22 protein-coding genes are annotated in these 23,215 nt (G+C 58.8%); 15 read left to right on the plus strand and 7 right to left on the minus strand.

The window, feature by feature from the left end; all coding sequences use genetic code 11:
* Positions 1–33 precede the first annotated feature (33 nt).
* On the plus strand, positions 34–1,083 hold the full coding sequence (locus GHO32_RS09340; protein WP_048371588.1) for an AI-2E family transporter: 1,050 nt from the start codon (positions 34–36) through the stop codon (positions 1,081–1,083).
* Here the strand turns inward: GHO32_RS09340 and GHO32_RS09345 are convergent.
* From GHO32_RS09345 to GHO32_RS09355, 3 genes are all read right to left on the minus strand, one after another.
* Positions 1,080–1,550: an RNA methyltransferase gene (locus tag GHO32_RS09345; RefSeq protein WP_048371586.1), complete on the minus strand. Its 471-nt coding sequence runs from the start codon at positions 1,548–1,550 to the stop codon at positions 1,080–1,082. The two genes, GHO32_RS09340 and GHO32_RS09345, sit on opposite strands and share 4 nt — an antisense overlap.
* 84 nt (positions 1,551–1,634) lie before the next feature.
* Complete coding sequence (locus GHO32_RS09350) at positions 1,635–2,009, minus strand: YajD family HNH nuclease (RefSeq protein WP_048386174.1); 375 nt, start codon at positions 2,007–2,009, stop codon at positions 1,635–1,637.
* 52 nt (positions 2,010–2,061) lie between these two features.
* Positions 2,062–2,748 (minus strand): spermidine synthase, encoded by a 687-nt coding sequence (locus GHO32_RS09355; RefSeq protein WP_048371582.1) that lies wholly within the window; start codon positions 2,746–2,748, stop codon positions 2,062–2,064.
* A gap of 82 nt (positions 2,749–2,830) precedes the next feature.
* Between GHO32_RS09355 and GHO32_RS09360 the strand changes: the two genes are divergently transcribed.
* The gene (locus GHO32_RS09360) at positions 2,831–3,127 is read left to right on the plus strand and encodes a hypothetical protein (RefSeq protein WP_153335098.1); all 297 of its coding nucleotides are present in this window, start codon (positions 2,831–2,833) and stop codon (positions 3,125–3,127) included.
* Positions 3,128–3,202: 75 nt separating this feature from the next.
* Here GHO32_RS09360 and GHO32_RS09365 read toward each other — a convergent pair whose 3' ends face one another.
* Entirely contained in the window at positions 3,203–5,248 is a 2,046-nt protein-coding gene (locus tag GHO32_RS09365) for a S9 family peptidase (RefSeq protein WP_153335097.1), read from the minus strand.
* A 100-nt stretch (positions 5,249–5,348) separates the two neighbouring features.
* Here GHO32_RS09365 and GHO32_RS09370 point away from each other — a divergent pair, with 100 nt between their 5' ends.
* The 6 genes from GHO32_RS09370 to GHO32_RS09395 all read left to right on the plus strand — a co-directional run bounded on the left by GHO32_RS09370 (position 5,349) and on the right by GHO32_RS09395 (position 9,754).
* Positions 5,349–5,843 carry a hypothetical protein gene (locus GHO32_RS09370; protein WP_048386295.1) on the plus strand — a complete coding sequence of 165 codons (495 nt, stop codon included), beginning with the start codon at positions 5,349–5,351 and terminating at the stop codon, positions 5,841–5,843.
* A gap of 36 nt (positions 5,844–5,879) precedes the next feature.
* Positions 5,880–6,656, plus strand: a complete 777-nt coding sequence (locus GHO32_RS09375; RefSeq protein ID WP_368668433.1) for a class II glutamine amidotransferase — start codon at positions 5,880–5,882, stop codon at positions 6,654–6,656.
* A gap of 11 nt (positions 6,657–6,667) precedes the next feature.
* A complete protein-coding gene (locus tag GHO32_RS09380) occupies positions 6,668–7,201 on the plus strand; it encodes a DUF2937 family protein (RefSeq protein ID WP_048371575.1) in 534 nt (177 codons plus the stop codon).
* 185 nt (positions 7,202–7,386) lie between these two features.
* Positions 7,387–8,139 (plus strand): 5-oxoprolinase subunit PxpA, encoded by a 753-nt coding sequence (locus GHO32_RS09385; protein WP_368668434.1) that lies wholly within the window; start codon positions 7,387–7,389, stop codon positions 8,137–8,139.
* Positions 8,136–8,840, plus strand: coding sequence for an allophanate hydrolase subunit 1 (locus GHO32_RS09390; protein ID WP_153335095.1), 705 nt, complete (start codon positions 8,136–8,138; stop codon positions 8,838–8,840). The genes GHO32_RS09385 and GHO32_RS09390 overlap by 4 nt, the downstream gene beginning before the upstream one ends.
* Positions 8,837–9,754 carry a biotin-dependent carboxyltransferase family protein gene (locus GHO32_RS09395; RefSeq protein WP_153335094.1) on the plus strand — a complete coding sequence of 306 codons (918 nt, stop codon included), beginning with the start codon at positions 8,837–8,839 and terminating at the stop codon, positions 9,752–9,754. The genes GHO32_RS09390 and GHO32_RS09395 overlap by 4 nt, the downstream gene beginning before the upstream one ends.
* A 474-nt stretch (positions 9,755–10,228) precedes the next feature.
* Here GHO32_RS09395 and GHO32_RS09400 read toward each other — a convergent pair whose 3' ends face one another.
* Together GHO32_RS09400 and GHO32_RS09405 are read right to left on the minus strand one after the other, a co-directional pair.
* On the minus strand, positions 10,229–11,407 hold the full coding sequence (locus GHO32_RS09400) for a VWA domain-containing protein (protein WP_153335093.1): 1,179 nt from the start codon (positions 11,405–11,407) through the stop codon (positions 10,229–10,231).
* A 21-nt stretch (positions 11,408–11,428) separates the two neighbouring features.
* Positions 11,429–12,274: a MoxR family ATPase gene (locus tag GHO32_RS09405; protein ID WP_123751986.1), complete on the minus strand. Its 846-nt coding sequence runs from the start codon at positions 12,272–12,274 to the stop codon at positions 11,429–11,431.
* 198 nt (positions 12,275–12,472) lie between these two features.
* Between GHO32_RS09405 and cysK the strand changes: the two genes are divergently transcribed.
* The 3 genes from cysK (at position 12,473) to GHO32_RS09420 (ending at position 15,847) form a co-directional block, all read left to right on the plus strand.
* Positions 12,473–13,447, plus strand: coding sequence for a cysteine synthase A (gene cysK, locus GHO32_RS09410; protein WP_153335092.1), 975 nt, complete (start codon positions 12,473–12,475; stop codon positions 13,445–13,447).
* Between the two features lie 250 nt (positions 13,448–13,697).
* Entirely contained in the window at positions 13,698–14,636 is a 939-nt protein-coding gene (locus GHO32_RS09415) for an aspartyl/asparaginyl beta-hydroxylase domain-containing protein (RefSeq protein ID WP_123751988.1), read from the plus strand.
* A gap of 344 nt (positions 14,637–14,980) precedes the next feature.
* Complete coding sequence (locus tag GHO32_RS09420; protein ID WP_153335091.1) at positions 14,981–15,847, plus strand: DMT family transporter; 867 nt, start codon at positions 14,981–14,983, stop codon at positions 15,845–15,847.
* A gap of 74 nt (positions 15,848–15,921) precedes the next feature.
* Here GHO32_RS09420 and GHO32_RS09425 read toward each other — a convergent pair whose 3' ends face one another.
* Positions 15,922–16,788, minus strand: coding sequence for a DMT family transporter (locus GHO32_RS09425; RefSeq protein ID WP_153329334.1), 867 nt, complete (start codon positions 16,786–16,788; stop codon positions 15,922–15,924).
* 171 nt (positions 16,789–16,959) lie between these two features.
* Between GHO32_RS09425 and hrpA the strand changes: the two genes are divergently transcribed.
* From hrpA to GHO32_RS09445, 4 genes are all read left to right on the plus strand, one after another.
* Positions 16,960–20,871, plus strand: coding sequence for an ATP-dependent RNA helicase HrpA (gene hrpA, locus GHO32_RS09430; protein ID WP_153335090.1), 3,912 nt, complete (start codon positions 16,960–16,962; stop codon positions 20,869–20,871).
* Between the two features lie 132 nt (positions 20,872–21,003).
* Positions 21,004–22,125, plus strand: coding sequence for a beta-ketoacyl-ACP synthase III (locus tag GHO32_RS09435; protein ID WP_368668435.1), 1,122 nt, complete (start codon positions 21,004–21,006; stop codon positions 22,123–22,125).
* Between the two features lie 138 nt (positions 22,126–22,263).
* Complete coding sequence (locus GHO32_RS09440) at positions 22,264–22,875, plus strand: RNA polymerase sigma factor (RefSeq protein ID WP_153335088.1); 612 nt, start codon at positions 22,264–22,266, stop codon at positions 22,873–22,875.
* Positions 22,869–23,102, plus strand: coding sequence for an anti-sigma factor (locus tag GHO32_RS09445; protein WP_153335087.1), 234 nt, complete (start codon positions 22,869–22,871; stop codon positions 23,100–23,102). Before GHO32_RS09440 ends, GHO32_RS09445 begins: the two co-directional genes overlap by 7 nt.
* The last annotated feature ends 113 nt before the right edge of the window (positions 23,103–23,215 follow it).

Raw genomic sequence — 23,215 nt, forward strand, 5'->3', positions numbered from 1 at the left:
CTATTCGAACCCTCAATTGTCTGCGGAACCTACATGCTCAATAACGATCGCCTGTTGGTGCAGATCCTGCTCGTGGTGCTGTTCGGCGCCAGTCTGTGGGTGATGGCACCGTTTTGGTCGGCTTTGTTCTGGGGGGCGGTGCTGGCATTCGCCAGTTGGCCCTTGATGCGTCTTTTAACGCGCTGGCTCAATGGTCGCGAAACATTGGCCGCCAGCATCCTGACCGTTGGCTGGATGCTGCTGGTGGCCGGGCCGCTGGTGTGGCTGGGTTTTAACCTGGCAGACCACGTGCGTGACGCCACCACGTTTGTCAAAGATGTACAGCTTGAAGGCTTGCCCGAAGCGCCGACCTGGCTTGCTGGCATTCCGCTGGTCGGTGAGCGGCTGGTCGGCATGTGGAACACCATCGATCAGCAAGGTGCGGCCATGATCGTGGCGGTCAAACCTTACCTGGGGCAGGTGGGCAACTGGCTGCTGGCGCGCAGTGCGCAGATCGGCGGCGGGATTCTTGAGCTGACCCTGAGCATTGTCTTCGTGTTCTTTTTCTACCGGGACGGCCCGCGCCTGGCGATGTTCGTCCATAGCCTGCTGGTGCGGTTGATCGGCGAGCGTGCGGATTACTATCAGGAATTGGTGGCAGGCACCGTGCAACGGGTGGTTAACGGGGTGATTGGTACCGCAGCAGCCCAGGCCTTGCTGGCGCTGATCGGCTTTTTGATCGCCGGTGTACCGGGGGCGCTGGTACTCGGTTTGGCCACTTTCCTGCTCAGCCTGATCCCCATGGGCCCGCCCTTGGTCTGGATCCCGGCCACCGCCTGGCTGGCCTGGAAGGGCGAGTATGGCATGGCGATTTTCCTGGGCATCTGGGGCACGCTGATCATCAGCGGTGTCGACAACGTGCTCAAACCCTACCTGATCAGCCGGGGCGGCAATTTGCCGCTGGTCATCGTATTGCTGGGGGTGTTTGGCGGGTTGATTGCTTTCGGCTTTATTGGCCTGTTTATCGGGCCGACATTACTGGCGATTGCTTACAGCCTGCTGGTCGATTGGAGCACCGGCCAGCAGTACGGTAAAAAACCTTAACCGAACTTGGGGCCAGAACGCGTGTTCTTGCCCTTGGCCAAGCGGTCGTACAACACCACATTGACCGTGGCTGCAAGGTTCATGCAGCCATTGGTGGGGATGTAAATCACATCCTCACACCAGTCCAGCACCTCTTTATCCAGCGAGCCGTCTTCGGGGCCAAAGATGTAAATCGCCCGGTCCGGGTGCGTGTACTCGGGCAAAGAGCGTGCGCCCTCGACCAGTTCAACGGCGACCGGGATGCAGCCCAGCGGGATGATTTTTTTGAGGTCGTCGATGCCAATCAGCGGAATATCCTGATGGATCTTCTTGGTATCGGTGATGAAGTCGCGGGCGCGCTCATAACGTTTGCCGGTGTAAAACACCGAAGCCACGTTGTAGCAACCAGCCGCACGCATCACCGAGCCGACGTTTTCCGGTGATTTGGGGTTATACAAACCAATGCAGCTGTACCGTTTGTCTGCCACGTGCCGGTGCCTTTCTGAAAAAAGACGCGAGTATACCAGCACATGGCCCGCCCACCGGCGCCAACACCCGGTGACAAGAACCCCTTACTCGTCTTTTTTCATCAGCCCGGCCAACGCCGCAAACGGGTTATGAGTAGCCTTGGCAACTTTAGGGGTGCTGAGTGAGCTGTCCGAAAAGTACTGCTGGTCGGTGTAGCGCGAGTGTTCGTTGTCATGGCAGTACAAGCACAGCAGCTCCCAGTTGGAGCCGTCCTGCGGGTTGTTGTCATGGTTGTGGTCGCGGTGATGAACCGTCAACTCGCTCAGGCGCTTGCCAGAGAACTCACGGGTGCAGCGTCCGCACACGTGGGGGTACATTTTCAGGGCTTTGTCGCGATAGCCCATTTCACGGTCACGCTGAGCATCGGCCAGGATGCGGTCCAGCTTGGCGGTGTGGGAGGGTGGGTTTGCTGAACTCATGGGGGTTCACCTTAAGACGAATGACGGTTATGTCGTGAAGTTTAGCTGTTGATCAGCCTTTGATTTTTTCCGCAATCCAGATCGTGTGGCGCGTGCCCTTGTTGCCGTGGGCGAAGACTTGCACTTCCTCGGATTTGAAGCCTGCTTTGCGCAGCTTGTCCGAAAACTGCTTGTCGGCGCTTGCCGACCAGACGGCCAGCACGCCTTTGGGTCGCAATGCCTTGGCGCAAGCACTCAAGCCACCGGCCGAGTACAGCCAGCTGTTGGCTTTTTGGGTCAGGCCTTCGGGGCCGTTATCGACGTCAAGCATGATCGCGTCAAAGCCGTTGGGCTCGGCTTGCAGCACCTTGGCCACGTCCTCGACACGAATCACCGCTCTCGGGTCTTGCAAAGGGTTGCCGGCTTTCTCGCCAAGCGGGCCACGGTTCCATTCCACAACGCCCGGCACCAGTTCCGCGACCACCACTTCGGCAGTCTTGCCCAAATGTTTGAGGGCCGCCGCCAGAGTGAAGCCCATGCCCAGGCCGCCAATCAGCACCCGTGAGTTCGTGCGACCGGCCACTTTACGGCACGGGATCTCAGCCAGAGCATCTTCAGAGCCATGCATGCGGGTGTTCATCAACTGGCCGCCGTCACCCCCCTGAATCTTGATAACGAAGTCTTCACCATACTCAAACAGGCACAAGGCGCCGCCATTTTCGGGGATCGGGGTGGTGTCGAGCAAAACAAAACGTTTCATGGAAGTCTCATAGAAGAGGACAAAATCAGCTGGTTGCGAGTAGCCTGACGGCATACAAGCTGGTCTGGCAACGGAGTCATTGATGAAACGCACTATTCTAACGGCCATTGTGTGGGGCGCGCTCTCGATAAGTGCGGCTCAGGCAGCGGAGTTAACCCCCATTCCGAGTGTCCCGGTCACACCCGCACCGGGTTCGCCGGGCACTGCTACACCTACGCCATACCCGCAGGTCACCCCGCGTGCAGCGCCCAAACCTGCCCCCGGCAACAGCAGCTTGGTGCCGCTGCCGCCGATAGACCTGCCGCAGCCACCGCCCAAAGACCAACCGATACCGGGGCTTGAAGCCAAAGACCCGAAAGGCAAGATTCCGGCGGACTGACCGCCGTAGTCGCTGCCGCAGGCTGCGAAGGGTTGCAGCGCAACCCGTTGCTTGCAGGCCGACAACCGCAAAGGCTTAAATCCCCAGCACCTTAAACACAAACGCATACTCCAGCGCGACGTCGCGCAGGCCCTGATAGCGGCCGCTCATGCCGCCATGGCCGGCTTCCAGCTCAGTTTTAAGCAGTAGCAAATGGTCGTCGGTCTTGGTGGCGCGCAGCTTGGCCACCCATTTGGCCGCCTCCCAATACTGCACACGGCTGTCGTTGTACCCGGCAATCACCAGCATCGCCGGGTACGCCTGTGCCGCCACATTCTCATAAGGCGCGTAGGCCTTGATGCGGTCGTAGACCTCCGGTTCTTGCGGGTTGCCCCACTCGTCGTATTCGGTCACCGTCAGCGGTAAATCGGGGTCGAGCATGGTGTTGAGCACATCAACAAACGGCACTTCAGCAATCGCCGCCTTGAACAGTTCCGGGCGCTGATTGAGCACTGCCCCGATCAACAGGCCGCCCGCGCTGCCGCCACTGATCACCAATTGCTCGCTGCGGGTCAGCCCCTGATCAATCAAATGTTCGGCACAGGCAATAAAGTCGCTGAACGTGTTGTGTTTATGTTCCTGCTTGCCCGCGCGATACCACGCTTCGCCCAGCTCGCCGCCGCCGCGCACATGGGCAATGGCAAACGCCACGCCGCGCTCAAGCAAACTCAGGCGTGCATGGGAAAACCACGGGTCAAGGCTTTCGCCATAGGCGCCGTAACCATACAGATACAGCGGTGTCGGTTTGCCCAGCGCATCACGTTTCACGACCAGGCTGATGGGCACCTGAGTGCCATCCGGCGCAGTGGCCCACAAACGTTGGCTGACATAGTCATCGGCATTGAACGGCCCAAGTACCGGCGTTTCCTTAAGGACCTTTTGTTCGCCATCGGTCAGTGTCAGCTGGCGGACTTGCGCCGGGCGATTCAGCGATTCGTAACGCAGGCGGATGTGCGCACCCTGGAACTCAAGGCTGTCTTGCACATACAGGCTGTAGGCTGCGTCTGGTAGTTGCACGCGGTATGGCGGCAAACCGTTCGGACGGATCTCAATAATCGGTAGGCCGCCTTCGCGCAGGCTCAGGCACAGGGCCTTGGCGTTCAGCGTCAGGCCTTCAAGCATGACTTGGTCGTCATGGGCGATCAGGCGTTGCCACTCACTGCGCTGCGGGGCGTCACCCAGCGCGTAATACAGCGCAAAGTTGATCCCGTCCTGATTGGTGCGGATAAACCACGCCCATTGGTCTTCGTGCAGGCCATGATCGACGCTGTAATCGTGGCCTTCAACCCGTGGCGCCAAACAGCGAAATGCCTGTTGCGGCTGCTCGGCGTCCAGCACCCAGGTCTCACTGGTGGTTTTGCTGTTGAGCAAAAGAATGAGCTTGCGTTCGGAACTTGAGCGGTAGCAATGCAGGAAAAAGCGCCCGTCCGCTTCATGAAACACCTCATGAGCCCCGGTTTCACCCAGGGTATGACGCCAAAGCTTGTGCGGGCGATGGGTGTCGTCCAGCTCAGCGAAAAACAGGGTCTGGCTGTCATTGGCCCAGGTCATGCTGCCATCGCAGTCCTCAAAGGGCAGTTCAGTGACGGCGCCAGTGGCCAGCTCTTTGACGAACAGGCGATAGGTTTCTTCGCCGCTGGTGTCCAGGCTATAAGCCAGGCGCTGATGGTCCGGGCTGATACTGAACGCACCCAATGAAATAAACCCGCCATTGGCCAGGGCGTTCGGGTCCAGCAGCAACTGCTCTGCGCTTTCGTCGACCTGTTGGCTGTCATCGGCCGGGCGCGGGCAGCGGTAGTGGCGGGCGTATTCGTCACCGGCCTGGGTGCGGGTGTAATACAGGTACGGGCCCCAAGGGGAGGGGAGCGACAAATCTGTCTCGCGAATCCGTCCCTTGATCTCTTGAAACAGCGTTTCGCGCAATTCGGCCTGATCGGCCAGTTGCGCTTCCTGGTAGTTGTTTTCCGCTATCAGGTAGTCCAAAACCTCTTTGCTATCGCGATTTTGTAACCATGCGTAGGGGTCAGAACCCTCGACCTTATGTGCGATTGGTGCGCTGTTTGCGTAGGCTGATTCGGTCATTGAGCGTTCTCTGAAATCTGAATGAATAGAAGTGACGCTGACGGCGGTGCAGCCGCACTCTCGAAAAGCCGTTATCATAGCGCTTCATTGCCTGCCGACCATGGATACCATGACCGAGAACGACTATCTGATCGCCTGGGGCTTATACGCCTTCGCCGCTTTAGGCTGCCTGCTCGTATGGTGCCGCCTGACCCGCTTTATGTGGCGCTGGTTACGTGAGCCATTACGCATCCTGATGGCGGTGCTGCTGTTCAGCCCGACCATTATTGACCCGGTCAAAGATCAATTCGCCCCGGCGGTGGCCATCTCGGCCCTGGACCTGGCATTCAAGGTGGGTGACAACGTCTGGCGTGCTGCGTCTGATTTGTTGATGTACACCCTGTTTGCGTTTTGCCTGTACGCGGTGTTTGTGTTTATTCGCTGGCCAATCGAGCGTGCCCGCAAGGCGCGTCAGGCGCAAAGCGCAGCCGCTGAGCAAAACCGCAGCATTGACCCTGAAGATGACCAGCCATTCGGCTCGGCCGGTGATGACCGTTACGGTCGCCCGCCAGCGCCGCGTCCGGCAGGCTCGAACCGGGTTGAACCGCGGGTCTGATTTCTTTTCGTTGAGCTTGAATGCGAGTGTGCGAGCGTGTGTGAATTATTGGGCATGAGCGCCAATGTCCCGACTGATATTGTGTTCAGTTTTACCGGCTTGATGCAGCGTGGCGGGCGTACCGGCCCGCATCGTGATGGCTGGGGTATTGCCTTTTATGAAGGTCGCGGTCTGCGTTTGTTCCAGGACCCGGCCGCCAGTTGCGACTCTGAAGTCGCGTTGCTGGTGCAGCGTTATCCGATCAAAAGCGAAGTGGTGATTGGCCATATCCGTCAGGCCAACGTCGGTAAAGTCTGCTTGTCCAACACCCACCCGTTTGTCCGCGAGTTATGGGGCCGTAACTGGTGCTTTGCCCATAATGGCCAATTGGCTGACTTCTCGCCGATCGCCAGCTTCTACCGGCCGATTGGCGACACCGACAGCGAAGCGGCTTTCTGCGATTTGCTCAACCGCGTGCGTGAAGCGTTTCCGGAGCCGGTTGAAGTCGAAGAGCTGATCCCGGTGCTGACCCTGGCCTGCGCCGAATTTCGCAGCAAAGGCGTGTTCAACTGCATGCTCAGCGATGGCGATTGGCTGTTTTGCTACTGCTCAACCAAACTGGTGCACATCACTCGACGCGCCCCGTTTGGCCCAGCCCGGTTGAAAGATGTCGACGTGATTGTCGACTTCCAGTCAGAAACAACGCCTGACGACGTGGTGACCGTGATCGCCACCGAGCCTTTGACTGAAAACGAAGTCTGGACGCGCTATGAGCCTGGCCACTGGAGCCTGTGGCGCCGTGGTGAGCGCATCAGCCACGGTAAAACTGATTAAAGGACGCGTGTATGTGGCTGAGCTACCTGCGGTTGGTGCTGTTTACGCTGGGCCTGTTACTGGGCGTGCAAGTGCCGGGCTTTATCAATGACTACGCCAACCGCGTGGAAGCGCACCTGATCGAAGCCCAGACCGGGCTGGCCGGTTTCCAGAACACCGCCAACCAATTCTTCAAAGGTGACCTGCACGCCCTGGTGGCGCATTACCAGGCCAGTGACGACCCGGTGTTTCGCAGCGATGCCACCAGCCTGAGCACCTTGCTCAACCGTCAGCGCCTGCTCGACGACCAGTTCCAGGCCATGCAAGGCCCGTGGTACATCCGTGCCCTGCAAGTGGCCTACGCCGCCGACCCGGACATCCGCCAGGAAACCCTAAACGCTTACACCTACCAGGTACTGCTGTCGCCCACCGCCATTGGCTGGGCAATGGCCGGCGCATTGCTGTTTTCCTTCATCATCGAAGGCTTTTTCCGGCTCGTGGACTGGGTCGTACTGGGCGGCAAACGCCAGCGCGAACGCATCGCCCGCCGCGAACGCAACAGCTAAACCCCGCGCCCCGCTGTAGGAGCGAGCTTGCCTCGCGATCTTTTGATGTTTAAAAAATCGCGAGGCAGCATCAAGCCATCAACTTTTCTTATCCCCATACCCTGCTTTTATTAGTTGGACTAACCGCCTGTTGCTGTCGAAAAATGCCTGCATCTAATTTCTAAAAAGACCACAGGAGCATCACCGTGAGCCGCCTGTTATTGAACTGCGACATTGGCGAAAGCTTTGGCAACTGGACCCTGGGCCTGGATGCCGAGGTGATGCCATTTATTGATTGCGCAAACATCGCATGCGGCTTTCACGCCGGTGATCCGGGGATCATGCGCAAAACTGTGGGCCTGGCACTGGCGAACAATGTGTTGATCGGCGCGCACCCGGCGTATCAAGACTTGGCGGGCTTCGGTCGGCGCTCCATGGCCTACTCGGCGCAAGAACTGCAAGACCTGCTGCATTACCAAATTGGCGCACTGGACGGCATATGCCGCGCCCAGGGCTCCCGCGTCAGCTACGTCAAACCCCACGGCGCAATGTACAACGACATGATGGCCAACCCCGCGCAGTTGCGCGCTGTGGTTCAGGCGGTCGCCGCCTACGATGCCAGCTTGCCGCTGATGCTGATGGCCACGCGTGACAACAGCGCGGCCCAGGCCATTGGCGATGAGTTTGGCGTAACCCTGTGGTTCGAAGCCTTTGCCGACCGTGCCTACGACAGCGCCGGGCACTTGGTCTCGCGCCAGTTGCCTGGCGCCGTCCACCATCAAGCAGACGTCATCGTCCAGCAAGCGCTGACGATTGCCGCCGGCCAGCCCCTGACGGCCAGTGACGGCAGCGCCTTGCACCTGCACGTCACGACCTTGTGTGTACACGGCGACAACGCCAGCTCGGTGGCGGCCGTGCGGCGCATTCGCGAAGCCCTGAACCAGCAGGCGCAGCCATGAAACCGCGGATCGAAGTCGTGGCTATCGACTGCCTGATGCTGCGTCTGTTCGATGAGATCGCGGAAAGCAACATGCCGTGGATGCTGGCGGCCAGCGAGCGACTGCGTGCTGTATTTGCCGACCATCTGATAGACCTGGTGCCGTCCTACACCACCTTGATGGTGCATTACGACGGCCTGGCGCTGACCCCGGCCGAGGCCCGGGCGTTGATCGGCCAAGCCATCACGGAGCTGCGTCCCGAAACTCAACGCCTAGGCCAGCGCCATGTGCTGCCGGTGTGGTACGACCTCAGTGTCGGCCCGGAACTCTCGCTGCTGGCCGCGCGTATTGGTGGCCCCGTGAGTGAGGTGATTCGCCGTCACTGCGAACGTGAATATCAAGTGTTCGCCCTGGGCTTCGCCCCCGGCTTTGCCTTTATGGGGCTGGTCGAAGAAGCCTTGGCCGCGCCACGCCTGAGCACGCCGCGCAAACGTGTGGCCGCAGGCAGCGTGGGTATTGCCGAGCGGCAAACGGCGGCTTACCCGGCGCAATCGCCCGGTGGCTGGAACCTTATCGGCCGCACCCCGAGCGCTCTGTTTGATCGCAATCGAGAGGGCTACAGCTTGATGCAGCCCGGCGATACCGTGCAATTCGAGGCTGTGTCCCACGCAGAATTCATCCGTTTAGGCGGTGACGACACACCTCAGGAGGCTTTTGCATGAGCCGTTTACTGATCAAGGCCAGCAACCCGATGTGCCTGTTGCAAGATGCCGGACGTTTTGGTGTGCGACATTTGGGCGTGACCCAAGGCGGAGCCGCAGACTGGTTATCGATGATGTGGGCCAACTGGCTATTGAGTAATGCGCCAGGCGCGGCGGTCATTGAGATCACCTTGGGCGGTTTGAGCCTGATTGCCCAAAGTGATTGCACCCTGGCGCTGGCAGGCGCCGATCTGGCGGCAAGCGTCGACGGCCAAGCACTGAAGCCCTGGCGGCGTGTCGAGTTGAAAAAAGGCCAGACCCTGAGCTTTACCCAGCCACTGTTGGGCGCTCGTGCCTATCTGGCAGCCCCCGGCGGGTTTGTCGCGCCACAGGTACTGGGCAGCAGTGCAACGGTGGTGCGTGAGCAGCTGGGTGGCCCTGATGGTTTTGGTCGTGCGTTGGCCATTGGCGATGAGCTGAATTACACCGCCGAGCCGTTTGCGCTACGTGACATCCCCCTAGCGCAACAACCGGTCTTTACCGCCAACCCTTTGCTTGATGTGGTGCTGGGCGCGCAGATCGGTGCGTTTAGTGGGCAAAGCACGTTCGATGCCTTCAATCAGCCGTGGACCCTCGACAGCCGCGCAGACCGCATGGGTATCCGCCTGCAGGGCCCGGCGCTGGAGTATCAGGGCGCGCCGATGATCTCCGAAGGCATTCCGCTGGGCGCGATCCAGGTACCGCCCGATGGTCAGCCGATCGTCTTGCTCAATGACCGGCAGACCATTGGCGGCTACCCGCGCCTGGGGGCATTAACCCCGCTGGCGCTGGCGCGACTGGCACAATGTGTGCCGGGGGAGACCGTCTACTTGCGGCCTGTCACCCAAGACGCCGCACAGCGTCAGCACCAGGCTTTTATGCAACACTTCGCCTAACCCCGAACCCCGTAGGAGCGAGCTTGCCTCGCGATCTTTTGATCTAGATCTTGCTTTTGATCTTGATCTAAAAGGCCCCATTAAACCACGCTGGCCGAACGCAGGTTTTGCGCAGTGGGTAACCCGGCAGGACGCCGGGTTAGCCGCGACACGGCCATGGATGGCCGATCGCGGCGGGCCTACGGAGCAAGGCCTGTGGTGAGGGCATGCCGAGCCAAAGCGAGGCACCGAGGGGTAGGGGCAAAAGCGTTTTGGTTACTTTGCCGCTTTTGCAAAGTGACGCGGCGTAAGGCCGGAACCCTAAGTGGCCGTTGCCGCAGCAACGGATATGTACTCAAGTCAAGAGCCCCCTCACCCTAGCCCTCTCCCGAAGGAGAGGGAACCGATTGGGGGATGCTGAAGATACTCGGCGGCCTGTTTGCTGCGCGACAGCGCGGCGTCGAAGACGGGGCGGCCCCTCCTACAAAAATGAAGCTACTTAGCCAAAAACCGCATCCCTTCTTCCAGCCCGTCCAGGGTCAGCGGGTACATGCGATCTTCCACCAGATCCCGCACAATCCCTGTTGATGCGGTGTATTTCCAGGTGTCTTTCGGATACGGGTTAATCCAGATCAGCTTTTTATACTTCTCCATAAAACGCTGCATCCACTTGTAGCCCGGCTCTTCATTCCAGTGCTCGACACTGCCCCCGGCGTGGGTGATTTCATACGGGCCCATCGCTGCGTCACCGATGAAAATCACTTTGTAATCGGCGCCGTAGGTATTGAGTACATCCTGTGTGGCGATGCGCTCGATGTGGCGGCGCTGGTTGTTTTTCCACATCGACTCGTAAATGAAGTTGTGGAAGTAGTAGTACTCCAGATGCTTGAACTCGGTCTTGCAGGCCGAGAACAACTCCTCGCAAGTTTTCACGTGGGAATCCATCGAACCGCCAATATCGAACAGCAACAACAGCTTGATGTTGTTGCGCCGCTCTGGCCGCATCTGGATATTCAACAACCCGGCATCGCGAGCGGTGTGGTCGATGGTGCCGTCGATATCCAGCTCATCGGCGGCGCCCTGGCGGGCAAACTTGCGCAGGCGACGCAACGCTACCTTGATATTGCGGGTGCCCAACTCGACTTGATCATCGAGATTCTTGTATTCGCGCTGTTCCCAGACTTTCGCTGCCTTGCCCTGACGCGCTCCGGCATCACCCACCCGAATCCCTTCGGGGTGATAACCGCCCGAGCCAAACGGGCTGGTACCGCCGGTGCCGATCCACTTGTTGCCACCGGCATGGCGTTCCTTTTGTTCCTCAAGGCGCTGTTTGAACGCCTCGATCAACTTGTCCAGGCCGCCCAGCGACTGCAATTGCGCACGGTCTTCGTCACTCAGCGAGCGTTCAAACTCTTTGCGCAACCAGTCCTCAGGGATCAGCGCCTCAAGGTGTTCATTGAGGTTTTGCAGGCCGTTGAAATAGGCGCCGAAGGCACGGTCAAACTTGTCGAAATGGCGCTCGTCCTTCACCAGGATCGTACGCGCCAAGTAGTAAAACTCGTCCATGTCGGCGAATGTCACACGGTTTTTCAGCGCGTTGATCAAGTCCAGCAGTTCGCGCACCGAAACCGGCACCTTGGCCGCACGCATTTCATTGAACAGATTAAGCAGCATGCTTATCGCCTTCTTGAAAAATCAGCGATTGCCGCGACGGCTCATAAACGCCAGTCGCTCCAGCAACTGCACGTCTTGCTCGTTTTTCACCAGCGCGCCGGCCAGTGGCGGGATCGCTTTGGTCGGGTCGCGCTCACGCAACACCGCTTCGCCAATGTTGTCGGCCATCAGCAGCTTGAGCCAATCCACCAGCTCGGACGTCGACGGTTTTTTCTTCAGTCCGGGTACTTTTCGTACATCGAAGAACACGTCCAGCGCTTCACTGACCAGCTCTTTCTTGATATCCGGGAAGTGCACGTCGACGATCTTCTGTAGCGTGGTGCGATCCGGGAAGTTGATGTAGTGGAAGAAGCAACGGCGCAGGAACGCATCCGGCAGTTCTTTTTCGTTGTTAGAGGTAATGATGATGATCGGGCGGACCTTGGCCTTGATGGTTTCATCGATCTCGTAAACGTAGAACTCCATCTTGTCGAGTTCTTGCAGCAGGTCGTTGGGGAACTCGATGTCGGCCTTGTCGATTTCGTCGATCAGCAGGATGACCCGCTCTTCGGCCTCAAAGGCTTCCCACAACTTGCCTTTTTTAAGGTAATTGCGCACATCGTGCACTTTGTCCACACCCAGTTGCGAATCGCGCAAGCGGCTTACGGCGTCGTACTCGTACAGGCCTTGATGGGCCTTGGTGGTGGACTTGATGTGCCAGGTAATCAGCTTGCAGCCAAAGGACTCGGCCAGTTGCTCGGCGAGCATGGTCTTGCCGGTGCCGGGTTCGCCCTTGACCAGCAGCGGGCGCTCCAGGGTGATCGCTGCGTTGACCGCCAGTTTCAGGTCATCAGTGGCCACATAGGCGCGGGTGCCTTCAAACTTCATCTGCAATTCCTCAAACCATGATCCAGGCCTGCAAGGGCAGGGCGGGGGACAAAAAAGTATGTCCGACTATAACGCGGCGTCCGCCTCAGGTGAACGCAGACGCCTTATTCAGTCTCTGACTGAGGCGTCACGACTGGACGCGATGAACCGTGAAGCCTACCCTTGGGGCCTTCCCAAAAGGTGCATAAGGACCCCGCCATGAGCCGCATTTTTGCAGATAACGCGCACTCCATCGGTAACACACCTCTTATTCAGATCAACAAAATTGCGCCGCGTGGCGTGACCATTCTTGCCAAGATTGAAGGGCGTAACCCTGGCTATTCGGTGAAATGCCGGATTGGTGCCAACATGATCTGGGACGCCGAGAGCCGTGGCGTGCTCAAGCCGGGCATGACCATTATCGAGCCAACTTCCGGCAACACCGGGATCGGTCTGGCCTTTGTGGCTGCTGCACGGGGTTACAAATTGGTGCTGACCATGCCGTCTTCGATGAGCCTTGAGCGGCGCAAAGTGCTCAAGGCGCTGGGCGCTGAACTGGTACTCACCGAGCCGGCCAAGGGCATGAAGGGCGCCATTGATAAAGCTGCTGAAATTCAGGCCAGCAACCCTGAGCAGTACTTTATGCCGCAGCAATTTGATAACCCGGCCAACCCGGCGATCCACGAAAAAACCACCGGCCCGGAAATCTGGAACGACACAGACGGCGATGTGGACGTGCTGGTCGCGGGCGTGGGCACCGGTGGCACCATTACCGGCGTATCGCGTTACATCAAACACACCCAGGGCAAGCCGATTCTGTCGGTCGCCGTTGAGCCGATCACGTCGCCGGTGATCACCCAAGCGCTGGCCGGGGAGGAGATCAAGCCCTCGCCGCATAAAATTCAGGGCATTGGCGCAGGTTTTGTGCCGAAAAACCTCGACCTGTCGATTCTCGACAAAGTTGAGTTGGTCGGCGACGACGAGTCCAAGGCCATGGCCCTGCGTCTGATGCATGATGAAGGCATCTTGAGCGGGATCTCCGGCGGTGCAGCCATGGCCGTGGCCGCACGCCTGGCTGAAACCCCGGAAATGCAGGGCAAGACCATCGTCGTGATCCTGCCGGACTCGGGCGAGCGCTACCTGTCGAGCTTCTTGTTCAGCGACCTGTTCAGCGAACAGGAATTGCAGCAGTAAGACCGAAGGTCCTGTGGGAGCGGGCTTGCTCGCGATAGCCGCAATCGCGAGCAAGCCCGCTCCCACCTGTTACTGATGACTCAAATCAAACGATCTAAACGCCTGCTTATGCATAATTACGCCGTTATTGCTTAGTACTTAAGACTGAATGTTGGAATGCGCGGGTTTTGTCCTGCGTCCGTAGTGTTTATCATGGCGGGCTGCCACGGCGGGCTTTTGGTGCCGCACGGTATTTTCGAGGAGTTGTTGCATGACCTTATCCTTCGCCATCAAGGCAGGGCTCATACTGCTGTTTGTCGGCAGCATCCTGTACGTGCATTTGCGCGGCAAGGCGCGTTTGCCGGTGTTACGCCAGTTCGTCAACCACTCCGCATTCTTTGCGCCCTACAACGCGCTGATGTATTTATTCTCGGGCGTGCCGTCCAAGCCTTATCTGGACCGCAGCAAATTCCCCGAGCTGGATGTCCTCAAAGACAACTGGCAAGCCATTCGCGAAGAAGCCATGCACTTGTTCGACGAAGGCTATATCCGCGCCGCCGAGAAGAATAACGACGCCGGTTTTGGCTCTTTCTTCAAAAAAGGCTGGAAGCGTTTTTACCTCAAGTGGTACGACAAACCGCTGCCCTCGGCCGAATTGCTGTGCCCTAAAACCGTAGAGCTGGTCAACAGCATCCCCAACGTCAAGGGCGCGATGTTTGCCTTGTTGCCGGGCGGCAGCCATCTCAACCCGCACCGCGATCCGTTTGCGGGCTCCTTGCGCTACCACCTGGGGCTGTCGACACCGAACTCCGACGCGTGCCGCATCTTCGTTGACGGCGAGGAATACGCCTGGCGCGATGGTGAAGACGTGATGTTCGATGAGACCTACGTGCACTGGGTGAAAAACGAAACCGACATCACCCGCGTGATCCTGTTTTGCGACGTCGAGCGCCCGTTGACCAGCCGCCTGATGACCCGCATCAATCGCTGGGTCAGTGCGCAACTGGGCAAAGCCACAGCCCCGCAAAACCTCGACGACGAACGCGTAGGCGGCATCAACAAAGCCTACGCCTGGAGCAAAACCTTCAGTGATCGCTTCAGCGGCGTAGTCAAACAATGGAAACGCCGCAACCCCAAGCTCTACCGCATCGCCCGCCCGGTGCTGGCCGTTATCGTGCTGGTACTGCTGTGGCGTTGGTTGTTCGGATAAGCCATTGCAATTCATGTCGAGCGCTGGTTATAGTCAGCGCTCGTTGAGCCCATGGCTCATACCACTCTCTTCAAAAGAATCAGCACATGCCGGTTTCCCTTACTCACAGCGTTGTCGTTCCAGCAGTTTTTGCTGGCGTGGTGCCGTGCGGAGGCAAACAGCCTGTGCAGATCAGCCACTATCCCCCTCCTGTCAGCCGCACCGTGGTGAACGTCGTTGTTTCGCCACCGGGTGTTGGTGTTGCGGGCTGAGCTGAGCTTTCGGCTGCCCGTACCCGTCTAAAAAACCATTGAATTTCAGCTTCGGCTGAGTTGGCTTTTTATGTCTGATGACAGGTGTTACCCATGTTTTCGATTTCTAAAGAATCCGCGTTTGCGGCGGCGTCCACGAGCCTGTTTGTTCTGCTGTGGAGCAGCGGCGCGATTTTCTCCAAATGGGGCTTGGCCCATGCTTCGCCCTTTGCCTTTCTGTTGATTCGTTTTGCCATCGCTCTGTTGGCGCTGGTGCTCTTGATCCCGTCGATGAAGCTGCAAATGCCACGCGGCGCCAAAGCCATTGGTTACGCACTGGCCACCGGGACGGTGTTGCTTGGCGCGTATCAGATTTTTTATCTGCTGGCGCTGGACCTCAAGGTCACGCCAGGCGTCATGGCCACGGTGATGGGTGTGCAGCCGATCCTGACGGCGGTGATTCTGGAGCGTCGTCACTCTTTTAGCCGTTCGTTGGGGCTCATGCTGGGGCTGACCGGCTTGATTCTGGTGGTGTATCAGAATATTGGTCTGGCCGGTTTGTCCTGGGGCGGAATGCTTTGTGCGTTGTTGGCGCTGGGGAGCATGACGGCGGGTACTTTGATGCAAAAACGCATTACCCAGAACCCGCTGGGCACATTGCCGTTGCAATACTTGGCCGGGTTGCTGTTGTGCGCGGTGTTTGTGCCGTTTCAACCGTTCCACTTCGAACACGGCGCAGGCTTTGTGCTGCCGGTGTTGTGGATGGGGTTGGTGGTGTCGGTGCTGGCGACCTTGCTGCTGTACCGGATGATCGCCCGGGGCAACCTGGTGAACGTCACCAGCCTTTTCTACTTGGTGCCTGCGGTCACAGCGGTCATGGACTACCTGATCTTTGGCAACAAACTGGCCTTGCTGAGCGTACTCGGCATGGCCTTAATCATCATCGGTCTGGTCTTCGTGTTCCGTAAAACCACCCGTTAACCCATATCACCCTGTAGGAGCGAGCTTGCTCGCGATCTTTTGATCTTTTAAAAGATCGCGAGGCAAGCTCGCTCCTACAGGGCATTTTTATTGGGCTTGAGCACCAGCCACAACGCTGCGGCGATCAGCAGGCCGCCGTACAGGTGCGCGATCGACAGCGGTTCGCCCAGAAACAAGGCGCCCCACAAGATCCCGAAGGGTGGGGTCATAAAGGTCACGGTCATGGATTTGACCGGGCCGATGTTGGTCAGTAAACGGAAGAACAAGATGTAGGCAAAGGCTGTGCACACCAGCCCAAGCCCCAGCAACGACAACCATACCCGTGCACCGCCCCAATCGGCTGGCGGTTGATTAAGCAGGCTCAGACCAAACAACGGCAACAGAAACAAGGTCGCCCCGAGCATGCTGCCCATGGCCGAAAGGCGCGGGTCCAGCCCGCCTTGCTGGTCCAGCCAGCGGCGCGCCAAAAAGCCCGCAAAGCCATAGCAGATCGTCGCCAGCAGGCAGGCGAGGGCGCCCATCAACAAGTTCAGGTCAAAGGCCACCGGCCCGGCACCGGTCAACACGCCGACGCCAAATAACCCGAGAAATACCCCGGCCAGCTTGGTGAGGGTGAGTTGCTCACTGAAAAACAACCCGCCAATCAATACCCCCATCAGCGGCGTGGTTGCATTAAAGATGGCCGAATATCCCGCAGGCAGTACTTGCGCCGCAACCGAATACAACGTGGCAGGCAACCCGGAGTTGATGACGCCCAGGATCAACACCACCTTCAATTTACCGCCGAAGTTCCAGCTGACGCGCATCAGCACCAACATCACCAGCAAGCCGGTAGCAGCAATCGAAACCCTGAAAAATGCGGTGGGAATAGAGCCGAGCACTGGCGCGATGATTCGCATAAACAGGAAACTGGCGCCCCAAATGCCGGCCAGCGACAGCATGCGTACAAAATCTGCGAATCTCACAGGGTTTCTCTTACAAGGATTAAGCCGCGCAGTGTAGGGGATGCAGCCTGCAAGGCAATGGTTGTGCGTAATTCCTACAGATTCGTGCATAACTGCTTAAATCTGCGACAATCGCCGCCTGCCTTTACCAAGACTTTTGCGCACCTGATGACTGACGAATCGCCTGCTATCAACCAACTGTTGAAAAACCTTGATCACGCTATGATTGCTGACCGCCACAAGCTGCGGCGGCAGTTGCATGAGCTGCGCAAGAAGCCTGATGACGCCAAACTGGCGGCCTGGGCCGAGCGTGTGCAGGCCTCGTGCGCGCAGGTGACTGCGCGGGCGGCCAGCGTGCCGTTGATTCGTTATGACGAAAATCTGCCGATTGCCGCCAAGCGCGACGAGATCAAGGCAGCGTTGCTCAAGCATCAGGTGTTGATCCTGGCCGGTGAAACCGGTTCGGGTAAAACCACTCAGTTGCCGAAAATCTGCCTCGAAATAGGTCGCGGCCAGCATGGGTTGATCGGTCATACACAGCCTCGCCGGATTGCTGCGCGCAGCGTTGCCAGCCGGGTCGCTGAAGAACTGGGTACGCCGCTGGGGGCGCTGGTCGGCTATCAAGTGCGGTTTGAGGATCAGAGTGATTCCAACACCCTGATCAAGTTGATGACCGACGGCATCCTGCTGGCCGAAACCCAGCACGACCGTTACCTCGAGCGCTACGACACGATCATCGTCGACGAAGCCCACGAGCGCAGTCTGAACATCGACTTTTTGCTCGGCTATCTGAAGATCCTCCTGCCACGGCGCCCGGACCTCAAAGTCATCATCACCTCGGCCACCATCGATCTGGAGCGTTTTTCCAAACACTTCAACGATGCGCCGATTGTTGAAGTGTCCGGTCGTACCTTCCCGGTCGAAACATGGTACCGCCCGCTGACCTCTGAGCAGGACGAAGAGGGCAACAGTGTCGAAGAGGATTTGAGTGTCGACCAGGCGATCATCGCCACCCTGGATGAAATCGCCGCCCATGAGCGCAGCGAGCGTAAAAGCCCCGGCGACGTGCTGGTGTTTTTGCCCGGCGAGCGCGAGATCCGCGATGCCGCCGAGATGCTGCGCAAGGCACAACTCAAACACACCGAAATTCTGCCTTTGTATGCGCGCCTGTCACCGGCCGAGCAACAACGGATATTCCAGTCGCATCCGGGGCGCCGCGTGGTGCTGGCAACCAACGTTGCCGAAACCTCGTTGACCGTGCCGGGTATTCGCTATGTGATTGACAGCGGCACCGCGCGCATCAGCCGTTACAGCTATCGGGCCAAGGTGCAGCGCCTGCCGATCGAAGCTATTTCCCAGGCCAGTGCCAACCAGCGTAAAGGCCGCTGCGGACGGGTCGAGCCGGGGATCTGCGTGCGCTTGTACGCCGAGGAAGACTTCAACGGTCGCCCGGAATTTACCGACCCCGAGATTCTGCGGACCAACCTCGCAGCCGTTATTTTGCAGATGCTGCACCTGCGTCTGGGCGAAATTACCGCGTTTCCGTTTATCGAGCCGCCGGATGGCAAGGCCATCACCGACGGTTTTAACCTGCTGCAAGAGCTGTCAGCGGTTAACCGCGAGAACCAGCTGACACCGCTGGGCCGCCAACTGGCGCGCCTGCCGGTGGACCCGCGCATGGGCCGCATGCTGCTTGAAGCCGCCAAGCTGGGCAGTTTGCAGGAAGTGTTGATCGTCGCCAGTGCGATGTCGGTGCAAGACCCGCGTGAACGCCCGCCGGAGCGTCAGCAGGCTGCGGATCAGGCCCACGCGCAATGGAAGGATGTGGACTCGGACTTTGCCGCGCTGATCAATGTGTGGCGCGGCTTCGAAGAGCAACGCCAGGCCTTGACCGCGAGCCCGCTGCGCAATTGGTGCCGCAAGAACTTCCTGAATTATCTGCGGCTGCGCGAGTGGCGCGATTCGCACCGCCAATTGAGTTTGATCTGCCGCGACATGCAGCTCAGCGTCAATAAAGAGCCGGCCGACTATCCAAAACTGCACAAAGCGGTGTTGTCCGGTTTGCTCAGCCAGATCGGGCAGAAAACTGAAGACGGCGATTACCTGGGCGCGCGTCAACGCCGCTTCTGGATTCACCCGTCGTCGGGCCTGGGCAAAAAACGCCCGCAATGGCTGATGACCGCCGAGCTGGTCGAAACCACCAAGCTCTATGCGCGGATGGTGGCCAAGATTGAACCTGACTGGATCGAGCCGCTGGCGGGGCACTTGATCAAAAAGAACTACTTCGAGCCGCATTGGGAAAAGAAACGCGGGCAAGTGGTGGCCTACGAGCAGATCACCCTGTACGGCTTGATTGTGGTCGGTCGGCGCGCGGTGCATTACGGCCCGATTGATCCGGTGCTGTCACGTGAGTTGTTTATCCGTGAAGGGCTGGTGCGCGGCGAGATTCAGTCGCGGGCCAAGTGCCTGAGCGCCAACGCCAAGCTGCTCGAACAGCTCGATGAGCTAGAAGCCAAGGCGCGGCGGCGTGACATTCTGGCCGACGAAGAAACCCTGTATGCGTTTTATGACGCACGTCTGCCCGCCGAGATCCACCAGACCGCAACCTTTGACAGCTGGTACCGGGTCAATAGCCAAAAAGACCCGCAGTTGCTGATCATGCGCGAAGAGGACGTGCTGGCCCGCGAAGCCACCGAAATCACCGCCAAGCACTACCCGAACACCCTGCACCTGGGGGATTTGACCCTCGAATTGAGCTACCACTTTGAACCCAATCACCCCCGCGACGGGGTGACGGTTAAAGTGCCGGCGCCCTTGTTGCCGGTCTTGCCGCCAGAGCGTCTTGAGTGGCTGGTGCCAGGGATGATCGAAGCCAAGTGCATTGCTCTGGTGCGCAGTTTGCCCAAGGCCTTGCGCAAAAACTTCGTCCCGGTGCCGGACTTCGTCAAAGCCGCGCTGCAACGCATGACGTTTGCAGAAGGTTCGTTGCCGCAGGCATTGGGCCGTGAACTGCTGCGCATGACCGGCGCACGGGTGACTGACGAAGCGTGGGCCGAAGCCGCGCAGCAGGTTGAGAATCATCTGAAGATGAACCTCGAAATTGTCGACGGCGACGGTAAGTTCCTGGGTGAAGGTCGTGACCTTGCCGAACTGACGGCACGCTTTGCGCAAGCCAGTCAGGCGGCTTTGGCGGTGCCGCAAACAGCTAAAAGCCAGCAGCCTGTCGAAGCCAAAGTCTTTGCGCCGGTGGCCGAGAAAACCCAGCAAAAGATCGCCGGGCTGTCGATGACCGTCTACCCGGCGCTGGTGGAAGAGGGCAATACCGTCAAGGAAGGGCGCTTTTCAACGCCTGCCGAGGCGGAGTATCAGCACCGCCGGGCCTTGCAGCGTTTGCTGATGCAGCAGTTGGCTGAACCTGCCAAGTTCTTGCGCAGCAAGTTGCCGGGCCAGACCGAACTGGGCTTGTTGTACCGCGAGCTGGGCCGAGTCGAGAGCCTGGTTGAAGACATCCTGTTGGCCAGCCTCGACAGCTGCATCCTTGAGGGCGAAGCGACGTTGCCGCGAGATGGTGTGGGGCTGGCGTCGTTGGCCGAGCGCAAGCGCGGTGCCTTGACCGAGCACGCAGAGAAGCTGGCTAAACTGACGCTGGACATTCTCAAGCTGTGGCACGGGCTGCAAAAGCGCTTCAAGGGCAAGATTGATCTGGCCCAGGCGGTGGCCTTGAATGACATCAAGCAGCAACTGAGCCATTTGGTGTATCCGGGCTTTGTTCGAGAAACTCCGGCGCAGTGGCTCAAAGAACTGCCGCGCTACCTCAAGGCCATTGAAATGCGCCTGGAAAAACTGCCGGGTCAGGTTCAGAAAGACCGGGTCTGGAGTGCTGAGCTGGCAGGTTTGTGGGCACAGTACCAGGCGCGCGCAGCCAAGCATGCCCAGGAAGGCAAGCGCGACCCGCAACTGGAGTTGTACCGCTGGTGGCTGGAGGAATATCGCGTGTCGCTGTTCGGCCAGCAATTGGGTACCAAAGTGCCGATTTCGGATAAGCGGTTGAGCAAGCAATGGAGTCTGGTGGACGCTTAAGGTCGATCCTGCCGGAGGGCGCGTTTTCATGATTCGGCAAATCAGGCCAAATGTTGCCATTTATGGCAAACTTCGCGGCTATAACTACCTGACACGATTATTTTCGGCTTGAACAGAATAAGAGGAACGACCGTGTATAACGTCGTCATCAGTGGCACCGGCCTGTACACCCCGGCCAACAGCATTTCCAACGAAGAGTTGGTGCAGTCCTTCAACGCGTATGTGCAACAGTTCAACGCCGACAACGCTGGCGCAATCGAGGCCGGTGACATTGAGCCTCTGGCCGAGTCCAGCGCTGCCTTTATCGAAAAAGCCTCAGGTATCAAAAGCCGCTTTGTGATGGACAAGGACGGCATCCTTGACCCGCAACGCATGCGCCCGCGTTTACCTGAGCGTTCCAACGACGAGATGTCCGTGCTCTGCGAAATGGCCGTCGGTGCCGCCAAGCAAGCGTTGGAGCGGGCCGGCAAGACTGCCGCAGATATCGACGGCGTGATCGTGGCCTGCTCAAACCTGCAGCGCCCGTACCCGGCCATCGCCATTGAAGTGCAACAGGCGTTGGGCATTCAGGGTTTTGGTTTTGACATGAACGTGGCGTGCTCGTCAGCGACCTTCGGTCTGCAGACGGCCAGCAACAGCGTGCAACTGGGTCAGGCCCGCGCGGTGCTGCTGGTGAGCCCGGAAGTGTGCACCGGTCACTTGAACTTCCGTGACCGCGACAGCCACTTTATTTTTGGCGATGCGGCCACCGCCATTGTGGTTGAGCGCGCTGACCTGGCGACTTCCAGTCATCAGTTCGACATCGTCAGCACCAAACTGCTGACCACCTTCTCGAACAATATCCGCAACAACTTTGGCTTCCTCAATCGTGCTTCGGACGAAAACCCCGACAGCCCGGACAAGCTGTTCGTGCAGGAAGGCCGCAAGGTATTCCGTGATGTCTGCCCGATGGTGGCTGAACTGATCGGCCAGCACCTGGAAGAAAACAAAGTCGAAGTGGCTGACGTCAAACGCTTCTGGCTGCACCAGGCCAACCTGAGCATGAACCACCTGATCGTCAAGCGCCTGCTGGGCCGCGAAGCGTCGGTTGAAGAAGCGCCGGTGATCCTTGATACCTACGCCAACACCAGTTCTGCCGGTTCGGTAATTGCCTTCCACACCTACCAGGATGATCTGGCCAGTGGTTCGCTGGCGGTACTCAGCTCGTTCGGTGCCGGCTACTCGATAGGCAGCGTGATCCTGCGTAAACGATAACCAAGGCCCAAAGCCACATCCTGTGGGAGCGGGCTTGCTCGCGATTCAGGCAGCTCGGTTTGTCTTGAGCACCGCGTTGTTTGCATCGCGAGCAAGCCCGCTCCCACCAGGGTGGTTGATTCTGCCCCGGGAGCGTTAATGGCTGCTGCTGACGACTCTGAACTACTCCAGCGCCTGCTCGCCGGTGAGCAACAGGCTTTTCGGCAGTTGGTCAGTACCTATCAAGGGGCCATGCTCGCCGTGGCCTATGCGATTGTCGGCAGTCGGCATGCCGATGAAGTTGTGCAGGACGCCTGGTTGTCAGTAGTGCGCAACCTGCGCGGCTTCGAAGGCCGTTCCAGCCTCAAAACCTGGCTGCTGACCATCACCGCTAACGCTGCCAAAACCCGCCTTAAACACAATCGTCGCGAAGTCTTGCTCGACGACCTGCCGTCACCCCACGGTACAGTTGATGATGAGCGCTTTGCCAGCGATGGCCACTGGTTATTGGGGCCTTATGCCTGGCACCAGGACACCCCGGAAGCGCTGCTTACGGAACAAGAGTTGCGTGAATGCCTTGAGCGCACGCTGCTCAGCCTGCCGCAACTGCAAAGCTCGGTGCTGCTATTGCGTGAACGCCAGGGGCTGGAGTTGGAACAGATTTGTAATCTTCTCGACATATCGCTCTCTAATGCCCGAGTGCTGGTGCATCGTGCCCGGCTTAAAGTCTTTGCGACCGTGGAGCATTTCGAGGAGACAGGCGAATGTTGAGCTGCAAGCAATACGTTGCGCGATCAAGTGACCACATGGACCGGCAGTTGAGTGTTCGTGAGCGTTTGCAGATGCGTCATCATTTGCTGTTTTGCCCCAATTGTCGGCGCTTTATCCGGCAAATGCGCTTGATGAGTGCCACGTTGAAGGCGCTGCCCGAACCGCAGCCCACTGACCTGGACGCGACGGTTGAGCGGATGCTGAGCGAGCAATCGCGTCAGCGGTAGGGCGCAAGCGCAAATGCCGTCGGGGATGGGATGGGGACCGACGGCATTCACGCACTGCGGGTAAACACACACCGCTGAATGAGTTCTGCGGCGTGTTTGTTGCGTGAAACGGT

The sequence above is a fragment of the Pseudomonas sp. FSL R10-2189 genome (assembly GCF_009600325.1).
Taxonomy (GTDB): Bacteria; Pseudomonadota; Gammaproteobacteria; order Pseudomonadales; family Pseudomonadaceae; genus Aquipseudomonas; species Aquipseudomonas helleri.

Excerpts from the sequence above, each read along its gene's own strand:
- GHO32_RS09340 (WP_048371588.1), top strand. The coding sequence starts at position 34 with ATGCTCAATAACGATCGCCTGTTGGTGCAGATCCTGCTCGTGGTGCTG.
- GHO32_RS09350 (WP_048386174.1), bottom strand. The coding sequence starts at position 2,009 with ATGAGTTCAGCAAACCCACCCTCCCACACCGCCAAGCTGGACCGCATC.
- GHO32_RS09355 (WP_048371582.1), bottom strand. The coding sequence starts at position 2,748 with ATGAAACGTTTTGTTTTGCTCGACACCACCCCGATCCCCGAAAATGGC.
- GHO32_RS09360 (WP_153335098.1), top strand. The coding sequence starts at position 2,831 with ATGAAACGCACTATTCTAACGGCCATTGTGTGGGGCGCGCTCTCGATA.
- GHO32_RS09365 (WP_153335097.1), bottom strand. The coding sequence starts at position 5,248 with ATGACCGAATCAGCCTACGCAAACAGCGCACCAATCGCACATAAGGTC.
- GHO32_RS09370 (WP_048386295.1), top strand. The coding sequence starts at position 5,349 with ATGGATACCATGACCGAGAACGACTATCTGATCGCCTGGGGCTTATAC.
- GHO32_RS09380 (WP_048371575.1), top strand. The coding sequence starts at position 6,668 with ATGTGGCTGAGCTACCTGCGGTTGGTGCTGTTTACGCTGGGCCTGTTA.
- GHO32_RS09390 (WP_153335095.1), top strand. The coding sequence starts at position 8,136 with ATGAAACCGCGGATCGAAGTCGTGGCTATCGACTGCCTGATGCTGCGT.
- GHO32_RS09395 (WP_153335094.1), top strand. The coding sequence starts at position 8,837 with ATGAGCCGTTTACTGATCAAGGCCAGCAACCCGATGTGCCTGTTGCAA.
- GHO32_RS09400 (WP_153335093.1), bottom strand. The coding sequence starts at position 11,407 with ATGCTGCTTAATCTGTTCAATGAAATGCGTGCGGCCAAGGTGCCGGTT.
- GHO32_RS09405 (WP_123751986.1), bottom strand. The coding sequence starts at position 12,274 with ATGAAGTTTGAAGGCACCCGCGCCTATGTGGCCACTGATGACCTGAAA.
- cysK (WP_153335092.1), top strand. The coding sequence starts at position 12,473 with ATGAGCCGCATTTTTGCAGATAACGCGCACTCCATCGGTAACACACCT.
- GHO32_RS09415 (WP_123751988.1), top strand. The coding sequence starts at position 13,698 with ATGACCTTATCCTTCGCCATCAAGGCAGGGCTCATACTGCTGTTTGTC.
- GHO32_RS09420 (WP_153335091.1), top strand. The coding sequence starts at position 14,981 with ATGTTTTCGATTTCTAAAGAATCCGCGTTTGCGGCGGCGTCCACGAGC.
- GHO32_RS09425 (WP_153329334.1), bottom strand. The coding sequence starts at position 16,788 with ATGCTGTCGCTGGCCGGCATTTGGGGCGCCAGTTTCCTGTTTATGCGA.
- hrpA (WP_153335090.1), top strand. The coding sequence starts at position 16,960 with ATGACTGACGAATCGCCTGCTATCAACCAACTGTTGAAAAACCTTGAT.
- GHO32_RS09440 (WP_153335088.1), top strand. The coding sequence starts at position 22,264 with ATGGCTGCTGCTGACGACTCTGAACTACTCCAGCGCCTGCTCGCCGGT.
- GHO32_RS09445 (WP_153335087.1), top strand. The coding sequence starts at position 22,869 with ATGTTGAGCTGCAAGCAATACGTTGCGCGATCAAGTGACCACATGGAC.